Origin of the sequence: Streptosporangium sp. G11 (assembly GCF_051192615.1) — a bacterium.
In the GTDB taxonomy this organism is placed as follows: Bacteria; Actinomycetota; Actinomycetes; order Streptosporangiales; family Streptosporangiaceae; genus Streptosporangium.
In genome coordinates this window covers 44,234-66,165 of sequence record NZ_JBPJUQ010000047.1, presented here as the reverse complement: position 1 = coordinate 66,165, position 21,932 = coordinate 44,234, and the positions used below count along the sequence as shown (strand labels likewise).

At 70.5% G+C, this 21,932-nt stretch carries 13 protein-coding genes; 6 read left to right on the top strand and 7 right to left on the bottom strand.

Annotated features, from left to right (window positions below):
- Positions 1-390 precede the first annotated feature (390 nt).
- Together ACSDR0_RS33260 and ACSDR0_RS33255 are read left to right on the top strand one after the other, a co-directional pair.
- The gene (locus ACSDR0_RS33260; protein WP_435292887.1) at positions 391-3,282 is read left to right on the top strand and encodes an RICIN domain-containing protein; all 2,892 of its coding nucleotides are present in this window, start codon (positions 391-393) and stop codon (positions 3,280-3,282) included.
- A gap of 57 nt (positions 3,283-3,339) precedes the next feature.
- Positions 3,340-5,985, top strand: coding sequence for a ricin-type beta-trefoil lectin domain protein (locus tag ACSDR0_RS33255; RefSeq protein ID WP_435292886.1), 2,646 nt, complete (start codon positions 3,340-3,342; stop codon positions 5,983-5,985).
- Positions 5,986-6,114: 129 nt separating this feature from the next.
- On the opposite strand, the gene ACSDR0_RS33250 is transcribed toward ACSDR0_RS33255, so the two are convergent.
- Complete coding sequence (locus ACSDR0_RS33250) at positions 6,115-6,735, bottom strand: L-threonylcarbamoyladenylate synthase (protein ID WP_435292885.1); 621 nt, start codon at positions 6,733-6,735, stop codon at positions 6,115-6,117.
- 100 nt (positions 6,736-6,835) lie between these two features.
- Entirely contained in the window at positions 6,836-8,089 is a 1,254-nt protein-coding gene (locus ACSDR0_RS33245) for a Gfo/Idh/MocA family protein (protein ID WP_435292884.1), read from the bottom strand.
- Between the two features lie 70 nt (positions 8,090-8,159).
- On the opposite strand from ACSDR0_RS33245, the gene ACSDR0_RS33240 reads away from it, so the two are divergent.
- On the top strand, positions 8,160-9,332 hold the full coding sequence (locus tag ACSDR0_RS33240; RefSeq protein ID WP_435292883.1) for an ROK family transcriptional regulator: 1,173 nt from the start codon (positions 8,160-8,162) through the stop codon (positions 9,330-9,332).
- A gap of 227 nt (positions 9,333-9,559) precedes the next feature.
- Positions 9,560-9,994, top strand: coding sequence for a hypothetical protein (locus ACSDR0_RS33235; RefSeq protein WP_435292882.1), 435 nt, complete (start codon positions 9,560-9,562; stop codon positions 9,992-9,994).
- Between the two features lie 140 nt (positions 9,995-10,134).
- Here the strand turns inward: ACSDR0_RS33235 and ACSDR0_RS33230 are convergent, their stop codons facing one another.
- Together ACSDR0_RS33230 and ACSDR0_RS33225 are read right to left on the bottom strand one after the other, a co-directional pair.
- Positions 10,135-13,923, bottom strand: coding sequence for an nSTAND1 domain-containing NTPase (locus ACSDR0_RS33230; protein ID WP_435292881.1), 3,789 nt, complete (start codon positions 13,921-13,923; stop codon positions 10,135-10,137).
- Between the two features lie 265 nt (positions 13,924-14,188).
- Positions 14,189-14,908 carry a transglutaminase domain-containing protein gene (locus ACSDR0_RS33225; RefSeq protein WP_435292880.1) on the bottom strand — a complete coding sequence of 240 codons (720 nt, stop codon included), beginning with the start codon at positions 14,906-14,908 and terminating at the stop codon, positions 14,189-14,191.
- Between the two features lie 292 nt (positions 14,909-15,200).
- On the opposite strand from ACSDR0_RS33225, the gene ACSDR0_RS33220 reads away from it, so the two are divergent.
- Entirely contained in the window at positions 15,201-17,297 is a 2,097-nt protein-coding gene (locus ACSDR0_RS33220; protein ID WP_435292879.1) for a beta-galactosidase, read from the top strand.
- Here the strand turns inward: ACSDR0_RS33220 and ACSDR0_RS33215 are convergent.
- From ACSDR0_RS33215 to ACSDR0_RS33205, 3 genes are read right to left on the bottom strand one after another with little or no spacing between them, the layout of a single operon-like run.
- The gene (locus ACSDR0_RS33215; RefSeq protein WP_435292878.1) at positions 17,284-18,627 is read right to left on the bottom strand and encodes an ABC transporter substrate-binding protein; all 1,344 of its coding nucleotides are present in this window, start codon (positions 18,625-18,627) and stop codon (positions 17,284-17,286) included. The two genes, ACSDR0_RS33220 and ACSDR0_RS33215, sit on opposite strands and share 14 nt — an antisense overlap.
- A 48-nt stretch (positions 18,628-18,675) precedes the next feature.
- The gene (locus tag ACSDR0_RS33210) at positions 18,676-19,608 is read right to left on the bottom strand and encodes a carbohydrate ABC transporter permease (RefSeq protein ID WP_435292877.1); all 933 of its coding nucleotides are present in this window, start codon (positions 19,606-19,608) and stop codon (positions 18,676-18,678) included.
- 2 nt (positions 19,609-19,610) lie between these two features.
- Positions 19,611-20,528 carry a carbohydrate ABC transporter permease gene (locus ACSDR0_RS33205; RefSeq protein WP_435292876.1) on the bottom strand — a complete coding sequence of 306 codons (918 nt, stop codon included), beginning with the start codon at positions 20,526-20,528 and terminating at the stop codon, positions 19,611-19,613.
- A gap of 213 nt (positions 20,529-20,741) precedes the next feature.
- Here ACSDR0_RS33205 and ACSDR0_RS33200 point away from each other — a divergent pair, with 213 nt between their 5' ends.
- Positions 20,742-21,836, top strand: coding sequence for a LacI family DNA-binding transcriptional regulator (locus ACSDR0_RS33200; RefSeq protein ID WP_435292875.1), 1,095 nt, complete (start codon positions 20,742-20,744; stop codon positions 21,834-21,836).
- The last annotated feature ends 96 nt before the right edge of the window (positions 21,837-21,932 follow it).

Genomic DNA, 21,932 nt, shown 5'->3' with positions numbered 1-21,932 from the left:
GGTGGCCCGGCCCTCCGTGGTCACGGCGGGCCGGGCCACCCGGGCACCCGGGCACCCGGCCGGCCGCTCGGACGGTGACGAACGACGCGGCCATCGGGAACGCGGGGATCGCCCCTGATCCCCTTCTCCATCGGGAACGCAGAGAAGAACACCGGGCTTGATCGAAACCGGGCGACCGCGGCTCTCCCCCGCGGTCGCCCGGTTTCGCCGTGCGGCCCGCCGCCGGCACGGGCAACGATTTTCAAGATCGAGCCGATCATACCCGATCAAATATTGACACATGAATGTTTTAAAGTATTCACTTTTGATCACCCCCCATCGTTGGACGCACTCCACACCAGCTCGTGGCAGGCGCCCGCGAAACCGCGCAGTAGGGAGACCGTCGTGGGCATGGAACGTCGAGATTTCCTGCGAAACACCATCGGAGCGGCGGGGGGAGCGGCCGTCTTCGGCTCCATCACGGCCCCCGTCCCGGCCGGGGCCGGTGTCCTCGCCGACTCGGTGCGAGTGGTCAAGACCGTCACGACGTCCCAGGCCGGCGGCCTCTACACCCCCAACCGTTCCCCCCTGCGGGCCACGCCGTTCCTCAGGTTGCCCCCGGGGAGCATCACGCCCAAAGGATGGATACGGCACCAGCTCGACCTGCAGGTGAACGGGCTGAACGGCCGGATGCCCGAGGTGTCGGACTACCTTCGCTACGAGACCTGCGGCTGGGTCGACCCGGCGAAGAACGCCTGGGAGGAGCTGCCGTACTGGCTGCGCGGCTTCGGTGACCTCGGTTACGTCACCGGCGACCAGCGCGTGCTGAACCTGACCCGCAGGTGGGTCGACGGGATCATCGCGACCCAGCAGCCGGACGGCTGGTTCGGCCCCCGGGCGCTGCGCACCTCGCTGGAGGGCGGGCCGGACTTCTGGCCGCACATGCCACTGCTCAACGTGCTGCGCTCGTTCCAGGAGTACACCGGCGACAGCCGCGTGATCCCCTTCATGACCGGATACTTCCGGTTCCAGAACGGGCAGCCGCCCGTCGTCTTCAGCCGTAGCTGGGCCGCGCTGCGCTGGGGCGACAACATCGACAGCGTCTTCTGGCTGTACAACCGGACCGGCGAGGCATGGCTGCTCGACCTGGTCAGGAAGATCCACGCGGGCTCGGCCGACTACACGGGGGGCATCCCCAACTGGCACAACGTCAACCTGGCGCAGGGGTTCCGTGAGCCGGCGGAGTTCGGGTTGCTGGCCGGGGAGGCGAGGTTCCGCGACGCGACCTACCGCAACTACGACACGATCATGAGGTCCTACGGGCAGTTCTCCGGTGGAGGCTTCGCCGGTGACGAGAACGTGCGCACCGGTCACGACGACCCCCGCCAGGGCTTCGAGACATGCGGGATCGTCGAGTTCATGCACAGCCACCAGATGCTGACGCACATCACCGGCGACCCGGTGTGGGCCGACCGGTGCGAGGAGCTGGCGTTCAACTCCCTGCCCGCCGCCCTGGACCCCGCGCAGAAGGGCGTCCTCTACATCGTCACCGCCAACGGGGTCCAGCTCGACCGGCGCGCCAAGACCCGGGGCCAGTTCCAGAACGACTGGGGCATGCAGGCCTACATGCCGGGCGTGCACAACTACCGGTGCTGTCCCCACAACTACGGCATGGGCTGGCCGTACTACGCCGAGGAGCTGTGGCTGGCCACCTTCGACAACGGGCTGTGCGCCTCGATGTACGGCCCGTCCTCGGTGCGGGCCAGGGTCGGGAACGGCACGAACGTGACGATCGAGCAGAGTACCGGCTACCCCTTCGACGAGACGATCTCCCTGCGGGTCACCACGCCGAGCCCCGTCGCCTTCCCCCTGTACCTGCGCGTCCCCGGCTGGTCGGGTGCGGTGAGCCTGCAGGTCAACGGTGCCGCGGTGCCGGTCCAGGCGGCCCCGCCCTGTTACATCGTCCTGGAGCGCACCTGGAACACCGGCGACACCGTCACCCTCCGGCTCCCGATGCGCGCGGCGGTGCGGGTCTGGACCGCCAACCACGGCTCCCTGTCCCTGAACCACGGCCCGCTGGCCTTCTCCCTGGACATCGGGGAGGACTGGCGGCGCTTCGCCGGCACCGGCGACTGGCCGGAGTACGAGGTCTTCCCCCTGTCCGCCTGGAACTACGGGCTGGTCCTTCCCGCCACCGACCCCGCCTCGGCCGTCACCGTGCAGAGGACCCCCGGGGCCCCGGCGGGCAATCCCTTCACCCACGAGACCGCGCCGATCCGGCTGAGGGTGCAGGCGCGGAGGATACCGAACTGGAAGACCGACGACGAGGGAGTGGTGACGCCCCTGCAGGACAGCCCCGTACGTTCCGCCGAGCCGGTGGAGACCGTCACCCTGATCCCGATGGGGGCGGCCCGGCTGCGCATCACCTCCTTCCCCAGGATCGGCGACGGGCACGACTGGCAACCCGAAGGGGTGTGGTTCCGGATCCAGAACCGCAACAGCGGGAAGGTGCTGGGCGTGGACCAGATGTCCACCGCCGACAGCGCCCGCGTGGTCCAGTACGCCGACAGCGGCACCGCCGACCACCTGTGGATGCTCGTCCCCGACGCCGACGGATACTTCCGCGTCCGCAACCGCAACAGCGGGAAGGTGCTGGGCGTGGACCAGATGTCCACCGCCGACGGCGCCCGCGTGGTCCAGTACGCCGACAACGGCACCGCCGACCACCTGTGGCAGCCGGTGGACACCGGGGACGGCCACCTCAAGCTCCGCAACCGCAACAGCGGGAAGATCCTGGGCGTGGACGGCATGTCCACCGCCGACAGCGCCCAGGTGATCCAGCACGCCGACAACGGCACCCCCGACCTCCTGTGGCGGCTCGTCCCGGACGGCCAGGTGAAGATACTGAACCGCAACAGCGGCAAGGTGCTGGGCGTGGACGGCATGTCCACCGCCGACAGCGCCCAGGTCGTCCAGTACCGCGACAGCGGCACCGCCGACCACCTGTGGACGTTCGTCCCCGACACCGGCGGATACTTCCGGATCCGCAACCACAACAGCGGGAAAGTGCTGGGCGTCGACCAGATGTCCACCGCCGACAGCGCCCGCGTGGTCCAGTACGCCGACAACGGCACCGCCGACCACCTGTGGCGCCTGCGATACGACGCCGGCGAGTACTTCCGCGTCCAGAACAAGAACAGCGGGAAGGTGCTGGGCGTCGACCAGATGTCCACTGCCGACAGCGCCCGCGTCGTCCAGTACGCCGACAACGGCACCGCCGACCACCTGTGGCGATTCGCCTGAACCGCCTGCGTCACCAGGTCCCGCATCTCCGAACCACCACCCCCCTGAGGAGATCCCATGCAACGAGTACGCCACTGGCGACGGCTGCTGCACGCCGCCGTCGCCTGCGTCGTCGGACTCGCCATGCTCGTCGTCGACGCGCCGCAGGCCGCCGCCGCCCCGGCCCAGCCGTCACCGCTGACGACGCCGTGGACGGGCCAGGCGTTGAACGGCACGCCACTGCCGGAGTATCCCCGCCCGCAGATGACCCGGCCGGACTGGCTGAACCTCAACGGCGAGTGGCAGCTGCGGCAGTCGACCACGAACGACGCCCCCGCGTTCGGGCAGACGCTGCCGGAGCGCGTCAACGTGCCGTTCCCGGTGGAGTCCGCCCTGTCGGGCATCAAGCGGCCGGCGAACGACAACCGCTACTACCTGTTCTACCGCCGGACGTTCACCGTGCCGGCCGGCTGGAACGGCCGGCGGGTGCAGCTGCACTTCGGCGCCGTGGACTGGCAGACGACCGTGTGGGTGAACGGCGTGCAGGTCGGCGGGCACACCGGCGGCTACGACCGGTTCGAGTTCGACATCACCCCGCACCTCAACAGCGGGGCGAACGAGCTGATCGTGCGGGTCTTCGACCCGTCGGACTCCGGGGCGAGCGGGACCAACCCCGCCAGGGGCAAGCAGGTCCGCAATCCGGGCGGCATCATGTACACGCCGTCGTCGGGCATCTGGCAGACGGTGTGGCTGGAGCCGACCCCGGCCTCGTCGATCTACAGCGTCGACTTCTACGCCAACCTCGCCAACAACACCCTGCGGGTGCGCGTGTTCACCCGCGGCGACGTGTCGGGGCACTCGGTGTACGCCGAGGCGCTGAACGGCTCGACCGTCGTGGGCACCGCGACCGGCGGGTTCACCGACTTCAGCGTCCCCGTCCCCAACGCGCGGCGCTGGTCACCGGACGACCCGTTCCTGTACAACCTGCGGATCTCCCTGCGAAACAGCGCGAACGCGACCGTCGACCAGACGACGCACTACTTCGGGATGCGCGAGGTCGGCAAGGCCGTGGTCAACGGGCGGCTCGCGCTGACGCTCAACGGCCAGTTCGTCATGCAGAACGGCGTGCTGGACCAGGGCTTCTGGCCGGACGGCGTGTACACGGCGCCGACCGACGCCGCACTGGCGAGCGACCTGCAGAAGACCAAGGACCTCGGCTTCAACATGGTCCGCAAGCACATCAAGGTGGAGCCGCAGCGGTGGTTCTACCACGCCGACCGCCTCGGCCTGCTGGTCTGGCAGGACATGCCCAGCATGGGCGGGGGGAACGCCACCCACCACGCGCAGTGGGAGAGCGAGCTGAGGGAGGTCGTCGACGAGCACCGCTCCTCCCCCGCGGTCGTCGCCTACGTCCCGTTCAACGAGGGCTGGGGTGAGTGGAACCTGGCCGACACCACCAGGATCATCCAGAACGTCAAGAACCAGGACCCGACCAGGCTCGTCAACGGGCACAGCGGCTACAACTGCTGCGCGTCCAAGGGCGACCCGGGCAACGGCGACATCATGGACTGGCACATCTACGTCGGCCCCGACGCGCCGACACCGACGAGCACCCGGACCTCCGTGCTCGGCGAGTACGGCGGGCTGGGCGTGCGCGTCCCCGGTCACGAGTACAGCCCGAACGGCCAGTTCGGCGCGTACGAGATGCACCCGAACGCGCAGTCGATCACCGATCGGTACGTGAGTCTCGTCAGCCAGTCGGCGAACCTCATGCACACCCGCGGGCTCAGCGCGCTCGTCTACACGCAGCCGTTCGACGTCGAGGGCGAGGTCAACGGTTTCTGGACCTACGACCGGCAGGTGGTGAAGTTCGACGCCGCCCGGGTGAGGGCGGCCAACCTCGGTATCATCGCGGCGTCGAAGCGGCTGAACACCGCCCCGCCCCCGCACGGCCGGCCGATCAGCACTCCCGGGAACAAGTGCGTGGACGTGGCCGCCGACGACACCGGCGGCAACGGCTCCGCGGTGCAGGTGTGGGACTGCCAGATCAACGCCGCCGACCAGCACTGGACCCGGGACGGCAACGCCCTGCGCACGCTGAACCGGTGCCTGGACGTGACCGGCAACGCCACGGCGAACGGGTCGCAGGTCCAGCTGTGGGACTGCAACGGCGGCGGCGCCCAGCAGTGGGTACCGCAGAGCAACGGCGCGCTGCTCAACCCGCAGTCCGGCCGCTGCCTCGACTCACCCAACGGCTCCACGGCCAACGGCGCGAGACTGCAACTGTGGGACTGCAACGGCGCCGCGGCGCAGACGTTCCGGCTGGGCGGAGGCTCCAGCGGGGCCACGTTCGTCAACGGCCCGGGGGGCAAGTGCGTGGACGTGGCGGCCGACGACACCGGCGGCAACGGCGCCGCGGTGCAGATGTGGGACTGCCAGCCCCATGCCGTCGACCAGCACTGGGCGTGGGACGGCACGGCGCTGCGCACGCTGAACCGGTGCCTGGACGTGACCGGCAACGCCACGGCGAACGGGTCGCAGGTCCAGCTGTGGGACTGCAACGGCGGCGGCGCCCAGCAGTGGGTACCGCAGAGCAACGGCGCGCTGCTCAACCCGCAGTCCGGCCGCTGCCTCGACTCACCCAACGGCTCCACGGCCAACGGCGCGAGACTGCAACTGTGGGACTGCAACGGCAGCGCGGCGCAGACGTTCCGTAAGCAGTGACCCGGCGGCGGGGTGCGGGAGCCGCGGCTCCCGCACCCCGCACCCGCTTCGCGCGCACCGGAGTGGCGTACCCCCGGTTCCGTGGAAACCGGGGGCAGCGCCGCCGGCGGCCGGATCCTCCTTCGCCCGCTACTCGAAGAGGGACGGGTCTCCGGTGCCCCGGCGAAGGATCTCGGGCTCGTCCTGCGAGAAGTCGACGACCGTCGTCGGGACGGCCCCGCACTCGCCGGCGTCGATGACCGCGTCCACCACGTGGTCGAGCCTCTCCTTGATCTCCCAGCCCTGTGTCAGGGGCTCGGTCTCGTCGGGCAGCAGCAGGGTGCTCGACACCAGCGGTTCGCCGAGCTCGGCCAGCAGCGCCTGCGTGACGACGTGATCGGGGATCCGGACGCCGACCGTCTTCTTCCGGGGGTGCAGCAACCGCCGCGGCACCTCCTTGGTCGCGGGCAGGATGAACGTGTACCCGCCGGGGGTCGCCGCCTTGACCGAGCGGAACAACGCATTGCTCACATGCACGAACTGGCCGAACTGAGCGAAGTCCCTGCAGACCAGGGTGAAGTGATGGTCGGTGCCGAGGTCGCGGATCTCTCTGATCCGGTCGATACCCGCCTTGTTGCCCAGCCGGCACCCCAGCGCGTAGCCCGAGTCCGTCGGGTACGCGATCAGCCCGTCCGTGCGTAAAAGCTCGACCACCTGGCTGATCAGCCGGGGTTGGGGACTGTCCGGATGCACATCGAAGTATTTCGCCACACCCTGAGCTTAGGAGCGGACACCGCCCCGCACGACACGCCACCCACAAGGGGGCCGGCGGTGGCGGGCTCGGCGGCCGGGACGGCTCGTACGAGAGTTCCTAATCCGGCAGGTGGACGACGGTGTTCGTGGTCCTGGCCCGCTCGGCGGCCCAGACGACGCGATGGGTGGCGAGGCTCGCCGCGGCGTCGGAGGAGAGCAGGGTGGGGTCTCCGGTGGCGACCGCGGCGAGGAAGGCGTCGGTGAGCGCCTCGTCGCCACCGCCGTGACCGTCCGCGGCGGACGGCCCCGAGCCGGTGCTGGTGTCGACGACCTCCTCCTTTCCGGTCCGGAAGTCCACGAGGCGCAGGGTCCGGCCGTCTCCGTCGACATGGCCGTGGGTGCCGAGCAGCCGGGTGCGGCGGTGCTCCATGGGGGTGAACGCGCTCATGGTGAACGAGCAGGTCGCCCCGTCGGGGAACTCCATGTTGACCACCTGGTGGTCCACCACGTCGTTGTCGCAGGCGTAGACGCAGCGGCCGTAGGGCCCGGTGCGCAGCGCCTCCAGCACGCTGGCCTCGGTGCGGTTCTCGGTGACCGCGCCCAGTGGCCAGAATTCGCGGTCGGGATCGCCGAGGCAGTCGAGGTACAGCCGCGGGGCCGAGTACGGGCAGCCGGGTTCGAGCGGGCAGTCGAGGCAACGGTCCGCCGCCTCGGCGGGGCGTGACTCCGCCCGGAAGTGGGTCAGGTTGCCGAAGGAGCTGACCTTGGACGGCGTCTCGCCGAAGAGGTGGACGAGCCAGTCGATGTCGTGGCACGACTTGGTCAGGAGCATCGGTGCCGAGGTGTCCTGGCGGCGCCAGTTGCCCCGGACAAAGGAGTGGGCGTGGTGCCACCAGCCGACGGGTTCCAGGTGCTGGACGCTGACGAGGCGGCCGATGCGCCCTTCGCCGAGGAGTCGTTTGAGGGACCGGGTGTAGGGGGTGTATCGCAGCACGTGGCACACGGCGAGGATGATCTCGTTGCGCCGGGCCGCCTCGGCGATCTCGATCGCCTCGTCCTCGTCGGTGGCCATCGGCTTCTCCAGCAGGATGTGGTAGCCCAGGTCGGCCATCCGGACGGCGGGGCCGGTGTGCAACCGGTCCTGGGTCGCGATGATCGCCGCGTCGGCCAGCCGCCCGGCCGCCGCCAGGTGGGTCCAGTCGGCGTACGTCCGCTCGGGAGGGACACCGAATTCCGCGGCGGCGCTCTCCCTGCGGTACGGATCGGGCTCGGCGACGGCGACCACGCGGCCCGTACCCGCCGCCAGCGCGTGACGCGCGTAGGACTGCCCGCGCAGCCCCGCGCCGACCAGGGCTAGAGTCACCGCAGACATGGGATCCTTTCCGTTTAATTACACTGGACTCCCTCATTATTGGGTGTGACGGGATCCAACTCAAGGGGGCATGGTGACCGAGGACCAGGGCGCGGGCGATCTCTCCCGGCTCCGCCGGCTCAACGCGCTCGCGGTGATCAGGACATTGCGCGGGGAATCGGGGCTCACGCTGACCGAGATCTCCCGGCGGACGGGGCTGTCCCGGGCGTCCACGGAGGACGTGGTCCGCGAGGTGACCGAGCGCGGCTGGGTGGCCGAAGCCGAGCCCACCGCGGGGACGGTCGGCCGGCCCGCGCGCCGCTTCCGCTTTCGCGAGGACGCCGGCCGGGTCCTCGGCGTCGACATCGGCGGCCACAAGATCCTGGCTCTCGTCGCCGACCTCGACGGCACCATCCTGCACGGCGACAGGGTCTCGGTGGACCCGGCGATGGGACGCGTGGAGCGGCTGGCGGCGGTGGACCGGGCGATCCGGTCCGCCCTCGCCGGTGCGAGCCTGCCCGCCGCCGAGGTGTGGGCCTCCGGCGTGGCCACGACGGGGCTGGTCGACGACACCGGGCGCGTCACGCTGTCGGAGGCGCTGCCCGAGTGGACGGGCGTCGAGGTGGCGGCCCACGTCAGGCGGCTGGTGGCGGGACCGGTCTTCGTGGAGAACGACAGCAGGCTGGCGGCGCTGGCCGAGTCCTGGCGGGGTGTGGCCCGCCATGCCAGGGACGTGGTGTTCCTGCTGGCGGGCCTGCGCACCGGCACCGGCCTGATCATCGACAGGAAACTGCACCGGGGCTTCGGCAACGCTGCGGGAGAGATCGGCGCACTGCCCGCGGCCGGCTGGATCCGGGCCCAGGAACACCTGAGATCCTGGCCCGGCAGCCTGCCCCCGCCCACGGTGGAGGACATCTTCCTCGCCGCTCGCGGCGGTGACCGCAAAGCGGCCGCCGCCGTCCGGCGCTACGTCCGCGACATCGCGACCGGCGCCTCGGCCCTGGTCCTCGCGCTGGACCCCGAGCTGGTGGTGGTGGGAGGCGGGTTCTCCCGGTCCGCGGACCTGATCGTCGATCCGCTGCGGCGCGAGCTGGATCGATGGTGCATCCGCACCCCCGAGGTCCGGGCGTCCGCCTTCGGCGACGAGGGGGTCGCCCTCGGCGCGGTCCGGCTGGCGCTCGACCATGTCGACCAGGTACTCCACGGGCGGGGCGAGCTCGCCTCCCCCGGCCACTTCCTGGGCGGCGGGACGGCTCGCGATTGAGCCCTGGTTCACCTGGGCTCCACGGTTGGTCCCGGGTTCGAGGCCGCGCCGGGGCGGGACGGGACGCGTTGTTCAGCGTTGATTGTCAGGCGAACGCCCTCTGAACGCGAACAATCCCGGCCTGTTAGACAGAAGCGCAGAACCCCGTTGTGAGCGGAATGTTCAGGCCCTACGCGGCTCATGACCCTCAGACGGTTCACCACCCTCTTCCCAAGGAGAAGAACGCCATGCGTCCACGTCGCATCATCGCCGTGCCGGCCCTGGCAGCGGTTGGTCTGCTGCTCGGCACCTCCCCCGCCTCCGCCGCCGCCGCCCCGTCCCCGGTGGCACCCCCCGCCCCGACGCGGGTGTCCGTTCCTTCGGCCAACGCCCCCTCCGCCGACTCCTCGACGGCTCTGGCCAGCCCGTGCTGGAACAGGGAGAACAGGTGGTGGTGCAGCAACAGGACGTCGGCACCCATCTACGAGGCCGGAACCAGCAACATCGTCGATTACCTCCGGACCAACCCCAGCATCTTCGTCTGCCGCGCCGAAGGCGCCCGCAACAACAACGGCCCTCACCCCAACCGGTGGGAGTGGACCAACGGCGATGTCACCGGCCGGTGGGGATACGTGATGGACAGCTGGATCTCCAGCGAGACCGACCCCCTTCCCGTCTGCTGACGAATACCTGAACGAATAGGTGAACGAATAGCTGGACGAATGCCCGAACGACGCCCGCCCGCCTCGTGCCGGGGGCGGGCGCTTTCACGGGCCCGCCCGGCCACGGCCGGCAGGGCCCGCGCGGCGTGGGACGACTCCGGCTAGGGGCACGGCGGCCGGTAGGGCAGGCCGGGGAAGTGCCGATCCCATTCCCGCGGCGTGATCCGCGGGTGGGCCAGCCGGCACACCCGGGCGGCCACGCGTTCGGCGTCGGTCTCCCACAGCAGCGCCGTGCGGTCGTAGCCGCCGGTCGCCACGGTGTGCCGGTCCGGGCTGAAGGCCACCGAGGACACGCGGTCGGTGTGGGCTTCGAGGGAGGTCTGCCGCTGGGGACGGCGCGGGTCGGTGAGGTCCCACACCTGGGCGACGCCGTCGTTGCCCGCGGTGGCGAGCAGGTGCCCGTCCGGGCTGAAGGCCACCATGTTGACGCTGTCGGTGTGGCCGATCGGGGCGGCCAGCGGCACGGGGCGCCGTGGGTCGGCGATGTTCCACAGCCGCGCGGTGTCGTCGAAGCTGGCGGTGGCCAGCGTACGGCCGTCGGGGCTGAACGCGAGCGCGTTGATCCCGTCGGTGTGCCCGGACAGGACCGACACCGGGACCGGGTTCCGCCGGTCGGTCACATCCCACAACCGGGCCGTGCGGTTCCATCCCGCGGTGGCGAGGAGGCGCCCGTCCGGGCTGAAGGCGACCGCGTTCACGCCCTCCGCGTCGCCCGTGAAGCCGGCGACCCGCACCGGCCGGCGGCGGTCGGTGACGTCCGTGAGGCGCACGGTGCGGTCGAGGCTGGCGGTGGCCAGGAACCGTCCGTCCGGGCTGAAGGCGACGGCGTTGACGTTGTCGGTGTGCCCGCGGATCGTGGCCCGCGGGCGGGCGCGGCCGGGGTCGGAGACGTCCCACAGCCGGGCGGTGCGGTCGTTGCTCGCGGTGGCCAGGGTGCGGCCGTCCGGGCTGAACGCCACGCCCCAGATCGCGTCGGTGTGACCGGTGAGCGTGGCCCGCGGGCGGGAACGCCGGGGGTCCCCGGTGTCCCACAGCCGTACGGTCCTGTCCTCGCCGACGGTGGCCAGGGTGCGGCCGTCCGGGCTGAACGCCAGCCAGCAGACGCTGGAGGCGTGCCCGGTGAGCGCCGGCCCCGGCAGGTCCCACAGCCGGGCGGTGTAGTCGTCGCTTCCGGTGGCCAGCGTCTGCCCGTCGGGGCCGAACGCGACCGAGACGACGTTGCCGGTGTGGCCGGTGAACGTGGCGAGCGGCAGGGGATGGCGGGGGTCGGTGACGTCGGCCACGCGAACGCTGTCGTCCAGGCTGGCGGTGGCGAGGAGGCGCCCGTCCGGGCTGAAGGCCACCGATCGGACGATGTCCCGGTGGCCGCGGATCGTGGCCCGCGGGCGGGCGCGATCGGGGTCGGAGACGTCCCACAGCCGGGTGGTGTGATCGTTGCTCGCGGTGGCCAGGACGCGGCCGTCCGGGCTGAACGCCAGCCAGGCCACCGGGGCGGTGTGCCCGGCCAGCGTGCGCGGCGCGCCGGGACGGCCGGGGTCGGAGACGTCCCACAGCGCCGCGGTGTTGTCGAAGCTGGCGGTGGCCAGCGTACGGCCGTCCGGACTGAACGCGACCGAGACCAGGCCCTCGCCGTGACCGGCCAGAGTCGCGCGGAGCCGGTGGTCCCGCACGTTCCACAACCGGGCCGTTTTGTCGGAGCCGGCGGTGGCCACGGTCTGTCCGTCGGGGCTGAACACCACCGCGTTCACCCCCATCGAGTGGGGAAGCACCGCCAGCGGGCGGGGTCGGCCGGGGGCGGTGATGTCCCACAGCCGGGCCGTGTTGTCCCAGGCGGCGGTGGCGATGACGCGTCCGTCCGGGCTGAAGGCGGCCCCGTTGACGTTGTCGCGGTGACCGGTGAGGGTGAGCAGGCGGCGCGGGCGGTGCGGGTCACCGACGTCCCAGACCTGGGCGGTGTGGTCACGGCTCGCGGTGACCAGCATGCGCCCGTCGGTGCTCACGGCGACGGCGTTGACCCGGCTGCCGTGCCCGGTGAGCCGGGTGGCGTAGGGGACGGCGAAGGTCCCGAGCAGGCTGTTGCGGGCATCGACGGTGGGCGACAGGCGATAGGCCGCCAGGCTGAGCTGCGCCGACAGGGCGGGATTGGCGTCACGCAGGTCGGTGGCCTCGGCGGCGACCTTCTGTGACAGGGCGATGTCGCGTTGCTGCGTGGCGGTCCGCTGGGCCCGGAAGGCGTAGACGGTCGTCGTGGTCGCCAGGACGAGCAGGACGGCGAGCAGCGCCGCGAACTGCCGCAACCTGCGGGTACGGCGGCGGGCGGCCTCCTGCTCCCGGGCCTCGGCCGCGATGCCGGCCTCGAGGAACCCCCGCTCCCCCGGTGACAGGAGGGAGTGGTTCTCGGCGGCCCAGTCCCTGGCGAGGGCGAGGCGGACGCCCCGGTAGAGGGCGCCCTCGTCGCGGTTCTCCGACTCCCAGGCCTGTGCCGCCTCGGTGATCCGGCGGTGGATCCGCAGCCCTTCGCGGTCTTCGGTGAGCCAGTCACGAAGCCGCGGCCAGGAACGGATCACCTCTTCGTGGGCGATCTCCACCGTGTCGTCGTCAAGGGTGACGAGCCGGGCCCCGGCCAGCTTTTCCAGGACGGCGGCGGTGTCGGGGTGGTCGATCTCGCCGCGGGTGATGCGGCGTTTGGTGTCCTCCGTGCCTTCGCCGAGCGCGGTGAGCCGCAGGAAGATCTGCCGGGTGAGGGCCTGCCGCTCGGGGCCGAGCGCGCTGTAGACCTCCTCGGAGGTTCGGGCGACGGCGTGCTCGATCCCGCCGGTGGCCTCGTACCCGGCGAGTGTGACGGTGTTCCCGCGCCGGCGCCCCCAGGCCTCCAGCAGCGCGTGGGACACCAGCGGCAGCACGCCCGGCTGGCCGGTGGCGTCGGCGATGAGACGGGACACCAGGGCGGCCTCGACCCGGTAGCCCATGTCGACGGCCGGCTGGGTGATGATCCGGCGCAGTTCCTCGGTGGTCATGGGCCCGACGAGCACCTGGGAGTCCTGCAGGACCTCGGCGAGGCCGGGGTGTCGCGCGCAGTGGGTGTAGAAGTCGGTCCGCACGCCGAGGATCACCCGGGTCCGGCTGTCGGGGTCGCGGGCCGCGGCGACCAGGGCGGCGACGAAGGCGGCGCGTTCCGCGGGGTCGGGACAGAGGGTGAAGGTCTCCTCGAACTGGTCCACGATGAGAACGACGTCGTCGGCCACGGCCTGCCTGGCGAGGAGCTGGCGGGTGGCCAGGCCCAGGTTGCGCGGATCGCCGGAGAGCTCGGCGAGGAGGCCGCCGGGGGTGACGCCGAGCCGCGCCGCCAGGTGTACCGCGCACTCGCGCAGCGGATGGGCTCCCGGGGTGATCAGCAGCACCGGGTGGGGGCCGAGAGCGGGAACCAGGCCGGCTCGCAGGAGTGAGGACTTTCCCGATCCCGACGCGCCGAGCACGGCGACGAACCGGTGCAGGCGCAGTTGGGCGCCGACCTTCTCCACCAGCCGCTCGCGGCCGAAGAACCGGTTCGCGTCCTTCGGCCCGAAGCTCCTCAGCCCGACGTACGGGGGCGTCTCACTCGCCGTCTCGGAGGTGTCCGGCCGGTCGAGCTCCTCGGCCAGCGAACGCCATCGTGCCTCCCATTCCGCCGGATCGGCTCCGCACGCCTTCGCGTAGGCCGTGGTGACGGCCATGGTGGGAAGTTTGCGTCCCCCGGCGGCCTCGGAAAGGGTGCCGGCGGAGTAGTGTGCCCGCTTGGCGAGCTCGCGGTAGGACGGGTTGCCCGCTTTCGCGCGTAGTCGGCGAAGGTCCGCCGCGAACCGCAGTAAACGATCGTCACCGTCGTCGAGTGGTCGTTCCCGGCGAGGCATGTCCGCCCCCTCGTCGCCCCGTGTCCACGGCCTTCATTGTTCAGCCGTTGTCATCCGGCGTCCAGCGCGTGACAGCGGACGACCCGGCTCCCCCGCGCGGCCGGGAAGGCGAGCTCCGGTTCCGGGCGACGGGCCGATCGGGCCTGACTGAAACCGGACAACGGCTACCGGCGACGCCACTCGTTCCGAGGCGACCCGTCAATCCGAACGTCGCGACCGGACCGGCGACCCGGGAAAGATCACGTGAGTGGTCGGAGCGTGCGCCTCAAGCCGCCCGGCGACCCATGATGAGGTCGGCGGTGATGCGGACCGGCAGGCACAATGTCTGGCCGTGCTCCAGGAACAAGGCGTCACGGGAGCTGAAATACCCCAGATCGGCCAGCACGTGGCCGGACAGATCGCATGACGAGCAGGTGACACCGTCCCAGTCCACAGCGGTGCGGGCCACCGCGTCGAAGAGCGTCTCACCGCCGATGTTGGTGAACCCTTCCTCCTTCTGCAGTGTGCTCAGATCGCCGTACAACTCCGAGACGGTCACCCACTGACCGTCGAGCAGGAACTCCGGCCAGGCGAGCACCACCTGATGCGGGATCAACGTCCGTAACCGGGGAAAACGTGGGTGCCAGAAGCGCCCGCTCACCAGCAGTCCTCTGACCCGTCCGGCGATCCCGCAGGCCCGCCCCACCGCTTCCAGCACCGCCAGCCGCTGACTGCACGATCCGCGCTCCGCAAGAAGCGTCCTGGAGACCGGCTGCGCGTCGTTCATGGCGTACACCGGACGCACCCGCGCAGCGATGAGCCGGTGGGCCGCGACCAGAAGATCCTGATCCATCCCGGTGTTTCCATGCCGGGCCTCGGCCGCCAGCTCCAGTACCCGGGGATGTCCCCAGTCGAGGATGGGCGTGGCCGCCAGCTCCGCCTCTCCTGTCTCCCGGTGAACGGCGGCGACGCGACGGCACCGTGACGGCGGGAGAGTCGGCTTCATCCCATGACCGTATCCGGAGCCCATGACGCGTCGAGCGGCGCCTGCCATGTGCCGGCCCCTCCCACCGCTCGTCGTCTCGCGGCTCGGCGTGGCTCCAGGAGCGCGGGCCATGGCCGGGTTCGGCGGGGGGCGTCCGGACGCGGCGGTCCTGTCGGCGACATGGTTCGGGAATCGGCGGCGTTCATCCGGATGGGACGCCCGGTTCTTGGACCGGCGGGACGAGTCTGGGATAGCGTATGTTTACGTAAACATAAACCTGGTGCTCTCCCTGTGACGACAGGCAGGAGTAGTGGTGACAGCTGATCACGAGCCGCGCTGGCTTCGCTGGCCCTCGGAGACCTCACGCCGGCGGTTGGCCTTCGGCGCGGACTACAACCCGGAGCAGTGGTCGCGGGAGGTGTGGGAGGACGACGTCCTGGCGATGCGCCGCGCCGGGGTGAACATCGTCTCACTGGCGATCTTCTCGTGGGCGTGGCTCCAGCCCCGTGCCGACCGGTGGACATTCGACTGGCTGGACGAGGTGATGGACCTCCTGCACGCGCACGGCATCGCCGTGGACCTGGCGACCGCCACGGCGTCCCCGCCACCGTGGCTGACCACCGCGCACCCTGAGATCCTGCCCGTCGACCACGACGGCCGCACGCTGTGGCCGGGCGCGCGCCAGCACTGGCGCCCGACGTCGCCGATCTTCCGCGAGCACGCCCTGCGCCTGGTCCGGGCCATGGCGGAGCGGTACGGGAGCCATCCGGCCCTGGCCGCGTGGCACGTCTCCAACGAGCTCGGCTGCCACAACGTCTACGACTTCTCCGAGGACGCCGCCGCGGCGTTCCGGATCTGGTTGCGCGACCGGTACGGCACGGTGGAGGAGCTGAACCGGGCGTGGGCGACGGCGTTCTGGTCCCAGAGATACGACGCCTGGGAGGAGATCCTGCCACCGCGCCTGGCCGCCTCCTATCCCAACCCGACCCAGCAGCTCGACTTCAAGCGGTTCTCCTCGGACGCCCTGAAGCACCATCTGCGCGCGGAACGCGGCGTGCTGGCCGAGCTGACGCCCGAGATCCCGGTCACCACCAACTTCATGGTCATGGGTGACACCAAGGGGATGGACTACGCCGACTGGGCGCGCGAGGTCGACTTCGTCTCCAACGACCACTACCTGCTGACCGGCCCGCAGGCGCAGGACGAGCTGTCGTTCTCGGCCAATCTGACCGGCCGTCTCGCCGGGGGCGAGCCCTGGTTCCTGATGGAGCACTCCACCGGCGCGGTGAACTGGCAGCCGGTCAACAAGGCCAAGAAGCCCGGCGGCATGGCCCGCGACTCGCTGACCCACGTGGCGTACGGAGCGGACGCCGTGTGTTTCTTCCAGTGGCGGCAGTCTGCGGGCGGGGCCGAGAAGTACCACTCGGCGATGGTCCCGCACGCCGGCACGGACAGCGAGGTCTTCCGCTCGGTCGTGGACCTCGGCGCGACCCTGGAGAGGCTCGCGCCGATCGCGGGGACGCGCCGCCGTCGCGCCGCGGCCGCGATCGTGTTCGACTGGGACTCCTGGTGGGCCGGCGAGCTGGACTCCCATCCCACGTCACGACTGCGGTACCGGCAGGAGGCGCTGGACTGGTACTCGGCGTTCGCGGCGGCGGGGGTGCGGGTCGACGTCATCGCCTCCGCCGACTCGTTCTCGCACTACGACCTGCTCGTCGCCCCGATCCTGCACGTCGTTCCGCGGGCGCTCGCCGATCGCCTGAGCGAGTACGCGACCGGCGGCGGCCATCTTGTCACCACCTATTTCTCCGGCATCGTGGACGAGCACGACCACGTGTGGCTCGGCGGCTATCCCGGCGCGTTGCGCGAGCTGCTCGGCATCCGGATCGAGGAGTTCGGGCCGCTGCTGGACGGCGACCGGGTGGATCTCGACCTCGGCGTCTCCGGCACGTTGTGGAGCGACCGGATCGACGTCGTCGAGGCGGACGTCGAGGTCGTCGCCCGCTACACGTCCGGCGAGTACGCGGGCCGGCCCGCCGTCACCACGCGTCCCGTCGGGACCGGCTCGGCCTCCTACGTCTCGACCAGGCTCGGGCCCGAGGGCCTGGGGCCGGTGCTGTCGCGGTTCCTGGCGGCCGGCGGGGTGCGGCGCGAACTTCCGGCCGCCGTCGCCGGGGCGGTGGAGCTGGCGGTCCGCACCGGTGACGACGCCGACTACTGGTTCCTCATCAACCGCACCGACGAGGTTGTCGCCGTGGGCGACGTCGAGGGCGAGGTCCTCCAGGCGCCCTGCCTGGCCACGGGCCTCACCCTGGCCCCCCGCCAGGTGTGCGTCCTGCGCCGCGCGCACGAGGTCCCGCCGACCGGCCGGGCGGCGGGACCGGGGCACGGCGGGGTCACCGCACGCTGAACCCCTGTTCCTGGCCGTACTTGATGGAGGCGTCCTGCCACGCCTTTAGGCCGTCCTGCAGGGTGACGCCGCTGACGTAGGCCTTGCCGGCGGTGTCGTTGAAGATCCTGTTGGCGTAGACCTGGTAGGGCAGGTAGGACCAGCCTCCGACGACCTGGCCCGCCGACTCGGCGAGGACCTGGTTGACCCGCTGGCCGCCGAAGTAGGGGAACTTCTTGTCCTGGAAGGTCTGGGAGGCCAGATGCGCGGTGGTGGCGGGGAACGCGCCGGCGTCCAGCCGGGTCTGCACTCCCTCGTCGACGCCGGCGTACTTGAGGAAGGCGTAGGAGAGCGCCTTGTTGGCACTGGCCTCGGGGACGGCCAGCGAGCTGCCGCCGCTCTCCGAGGTGGCCTTGCCGCCGCTCTCCCACTGCGGCATGGGGGCGACCCGCCACTTGCCGAACCCGGCCTTGACGCCGGTCTCAAGGTTGGCGGGCATCCAGGCGCCGATCACGAGCGTGGCGATGGTGCCGTCGCCCAGGCCCTTGTACCAGGCGTCGCTCCACCCGGGGATCGGCGCGACGAGCTTGTCGCTGACGAGTTGCTGCCAGGCCGAGGTGAACTTTCGCGTGCCGGCGTCGCCGAAGTCGACGCTCACCGTGGTGCCCTCGACCTTGTACGGCTTGCCACCGGCCTGCCAGATCATGCTGGTGGCGAACCCGGGGTCGCCGGTGTCGCTGGTGATGTACGCCTTGGGGTCGGCGGCGTGCAGTTTCCTGGCCGCCGCGATGTACTCCTCCCAGGTGGCCGGGACCTCGATCTCGTGCTTGGCGAAGATCTCCTTGTTGTAGAACAGGGCCATCGGCCCGGAGTCCATGGGGATGCCGTAGATCCCGCCGCCGGAGCGGACGGAGTTCCAGGGGCCGGGGGTGAAGGTGCCGTCGAGCCGGCCCGCGCCGAAGCCCGTCAGGTCGGTGACCGACTTGGCGAGCACGAACTGCGGCAGGGCGAAGTACTCGATCTGGGCGATGTCGGGTATGCCCGACCCGGCCTTGATCACGTTCTGCAGGGCGGTGTAGTGGTCGTTGCCGGTGCCGGCGTTGACCAGGTTGACCTTCACCTTCGGATACTTGGCCTGGAAGCCGGCGACCACCTGCTTCAGGGTCGGCTCCCACGCCCAGATCGTGATGCTGCCACCGGCGTCCAGCGCGGCCTGGAGGTCCGTGGCGGACGCGCTCGGGGGGGCGGCGGCCCCGGAGCCGCCGTCACCGGGGGAAGAACAGGCGGTGGTCATCAGCGATACCGAAAGTGCGGCGCCCAGCAGGAGGACGTGGCGGCGGTTTGTCGTCATGGAGCCCCTTTCATGGTTGTACCTGGGGACGGTCGGGCGCGGCGTCGACTACTCCTTGACGCTTCCGGCGGCCAGACCCGACTGCCAGTACCGCTGGAGCAGCAGGAACGCCACGATCAGCGGGACGATGGTGAGCAGCGAACCGGTGATCACGAGGTTGAAGATCGCCTCGCCCCCGATGGTGGACGCCTGGGCGTTCCAGTTCTTGAGGCCGAGGGTGAGCGGGTACCAGTTCGGGTCCTTCAGCATGATCAGCGGCAGGAAGTAGTTGTTCCACGTCGCGACGACCGCGAACAGCAGGACCGTGACGATCCCCGGCGCCAGCAGCGGCAGGCTGATGCGGAAGAACGCCTGGAACTCCCGCGCCCCGTCCACGCGCGCCGACTCGAGGATCTCGTCCGGTACGGCGTCGGCGCTGTACGTCCACATGAGGTAGAGGCCGAACGGCGAGACCAGCGACGGAATGATGATCGCCCACGGAGTGTTGGTCAGGCCCAGGCTGGAGAACATCAGGAACGTCGGGACGGCCAGCGCGGTGCCGGGCACCGCCACCGCGCCGATGACGACGGCGAACACGGCCTTCTTGCCGGGAAAGTCGAACTTCGCCAGCCCGTACCCGGCGACCGTGGCCAGCAGCGTCGCGCCGCCCGCGCCCACGACCACGTAAAGCAGCGTGTTGAGCAGCCAGCGGGTGAAGATGCCGTCGTCGTAGGCGAAGGTGTCGGCGATGTTGCGGAACAGGGCGAAGTCGGCGTCGAACCACAGGCCGAACGAGCCGAACAATCCCTCCTGCGTCTTGGACGCGTTGATCAGCAGCCATACCGGCGGGAGCAGCGTGTAGACCAGCATGATCGAGGTCAGGGCGGTCAGCGTGGCGCTGCGCCGGTTTCGCGGTGAGGGGCGCCGGCGACCGCGCCGGATCACCAGCGGACCGGACGAGGCCCGCGCGCGGGGCCTCCGGGCGGTCGGGGCGGCGGTCATGATCAGACTTCCCTCCTCATGCCGCGGAGCTGGATGACGTAGGCGATGATCATCGTGATCACCCCCATGACAATGGCGACGGTCGCCGAGTAGTTGAACTGCTGGCCATCGAAGGACAGCGAGTACGCGTAGAGGTTCGGCGTCAGGTAGGTCGTGATCACGTTCGGCGCCAGGGTCTTGAGGATGCTGGGCTCGTTGAAGAGCTGGAAACTACCGATGATCGAGAAAATCGTCGCGACCAGCAGCGCCCCGCGCAGCGCGGGGAGCTTGATCGCGTAGACGATCCGGAGCTGGCTCGCCCCGTCGATCTCCGCGGCCTCGTACAGGGACGGGTTGACCACGCGAAGGGCGGAGTACAGGATCAGCATGTTGTAGCCGACGAACTCCCAGGTCACGATGTTGCCGATCGAGGCGAGGATCAGATCGGCCGACAGCGGGTCCGGCAGCGACAGTCCGAACGTCTCGTTCAGGTTGCCGACGAGGCCGAACCGGGTTCCGTACATGAAGCCCCACATCAGCGTCGCGACCACCGCGGGCACGGCGTAGGGCAGGAACACCGCGATACGGAAGAAGCTCGCCCCGTACAGCCGGCCGCTGTCGATCGCGAGAGCCACCAGGAGCGCCAGAAACAGCATGATCGGGACCTGCACGACCAGGAAGAGCGTCACGTTGCCGAAGGCTGACCAGAACTGCGGGTCGCCCAGCGCCTTGAGGTAGTTGTCGGCGCCGACGAAGGCGGTCCCGCCGACCAGCTGGGTGCGAAACAGGCTCAGGTAGATCGAGTACGCGATCGGCGCCAGGAAGACGAGCGCGAACACCGCCATGAACGGCCCGACGAACCGCCAGCCCGCCCACGATCGCCTCCCCCCGGGCGCCGCTCCCCGGCCGGCCGGCGTGCTCACCTGCGGCGTTGCGACCACCGGTTCACTCCTCCCTACCGCTTCCGGGTGATGTTTACGTAAACATCTCACCCAAGAGGAAGCCCCGACCAAAACCGACACAGGGTGATCAGAGAAGATCCAACGGTAATGATTACGTAAACGTCCGTGCGGTATCGTGACACCGGTCACACCGGTCGTCAAGGTTTCCCCGGCCTCAACGGACGTTCGAGAGACAGGCGAAGGGCGGAGACGATGAGCGGCGGTGGGTGGCGGCAGCCGGGCGCGGCGGCCGGCGGTGGCGCGCAACGTGGCGGGTCGAGCATTCCCGGCGGGCGCCGCAAGCAGCGCGTCTCCATGGCCGACGTCGCCACGCTGGCGGGCGTCTCGTCCCAGACCGTGTCGCGGGTCTCGAACGGTCACCCGGGGGTGATCGACTCGACCCGCGAGCAGGTGCTCGCGGCGATGCGCGAGCTGGGCTACCGGCCCAACAGCGCGGCCCGCGCGCTGCGGTACGGCCAGTTCAACACCATCGGCGTCATCCTCTTCAGCCTGGCGTCCACCGGCAACAGCCGTACGGTCGAGGCGATCGCCACCCATGCCGCCACCGAGGGATACGCCATCACGCTGATCCCCGTCGACGTGCCGACCCAGGACAACGTGCTGGGCGCGTTCACCCGGATGGGCGAGCTGGCCGTGGACGCGGTCATCGTCATCATCGAGATACACCTGCTCGACGCGGGCACCGTGACCCTGCCCCCCGGAGTCCCCGTCGTCGTCGTCGTGGACTCCGACGCCGGCGACCGCTACGGCGTCGTCGACACCGACCAGGCCGACGGGGCCCGGCGGGCCGTCCACCACCTGCTCGACCTGGGACACCGGACCGTCTGGCACGTGACCGGGCCGCGGACGTCCTACGCCGGCCAGCGCCGCACCCAGGCCTGGCGTACCACGCTCGAAGAGGCCGGACGGCCGGTACCGGCTCCCCTGCACGGCGACTGGTCGGCCGAATCCGGCTACGCCGCCGGCCTCGCGCTCGCGGACAAGCCCGACTGCACGGCGGTGTTCGCCTCCAACGACCAGATGGCCCTCGGGCTGCTGCGCGCCCTGCACGAACGCGGCCGGAAGGTCCCTGACGAGATCAGCGTGGTCGGCTTCGACGACATCCCCGAAGCCGCCTTCTTCATCCCGCCCCTGACGACCGTCCACCAGGATTTCGCGGAGGTGGGCAGAAGGTGCGTGCGGCGGGTCCTGCTGCAGATCCGCGAGAACCAGACCTCCCAGCCGGGCACCGACCTCGTCCCGACCCGCCTGGTGGTGCGAAACAGCACGGCCTCCCCCCGGAAGTGACCGGCCCCCGGCCCCGGGTCCCAGGTCACCTGTCCCAGGACCAGGACGTTTTTGTGCAGATGCCCGACTTTTCTGATGCTGGTTGAATACTGGCAT

Excerpts from the sequence above, each read along its gene's own strand:
- ACSDR0_RS33260 (WP_435292887.1), top strand. The coding sequence starts at position 391 with ATGGAACGTCGAGATTTCCTGCGAAACACCATCGGAGCGGCGGGGGGA.
- ACSDR0_RS33255 (WP_435292886.1), top strand. The coding sequence starts at position 3,340 with ATGCAACGAGTACGCCACTGGCGACGGCTGCTGCACGCCGCCGTCGCC.
- ACSDR0_RS33245 (WP_435292884.1), bottom strand. The coding sequence starts at position 8,089 with ATGTCTGCGGTGACTCTAGCCCTGGTCGGCGCGGGGCTGCGCGGGCAG.
- ACSDR0_RS33240 (WP_435292883.1), top strand. The coding sequence starts at position 8,160 with ATGGTGACCGAGGACCAGGGCGCGGGCGATCTCTCCCGGCTCCGCCGG.
- ACSDR0_RS33235 (WP_435292882.1), top strand. The coding sequence starts at position 9,560 with ATGCGTCCACGTCGCATCATCGCCGTGCCGGCCCTGGCAGCGGTTGGT.
- ACSDR0_RS33230 (WP_435292881.1), bottom strand. The coding sequence starts at position 13,923 with ATGCCTCGCCGGGAACGACCACTCGACGACGGTGACGATCGTTTACTG.
- ACSDR0_RS33225 (WP_435292880.1), bottom strand. The coding sequence starts at position 14,908 with ATGAAGCCGACTCTCCCGCCGTCACGGTGCCGTCGCGTCGCCGCCGTT.
- ACSDR0_RS33215 (WP_435292878.1), bottom strand. The coding sequence starts at position 18,627 with ATGACGACAAACCGCCGCCACGTCCTCCTGCTGGGCGCCGCACTTTCG.
- ACSDR0_RS33210 (WP_435292877.1), bottom strand. The coding sequence starts at position 19,608 with ATGACCGCCGCCCCGACCGCCCGGAGGCCCCGCGCGCGGGCCTCGTCC.
- ACSDR0_RS33200 (WP_435292875.1), top strand. The coding sequence starts at position 20,742 with ATGAGCGGCGGTGGGTGGCGGCAGCCGGGCGCGGCGGCCGGCGGTGGC.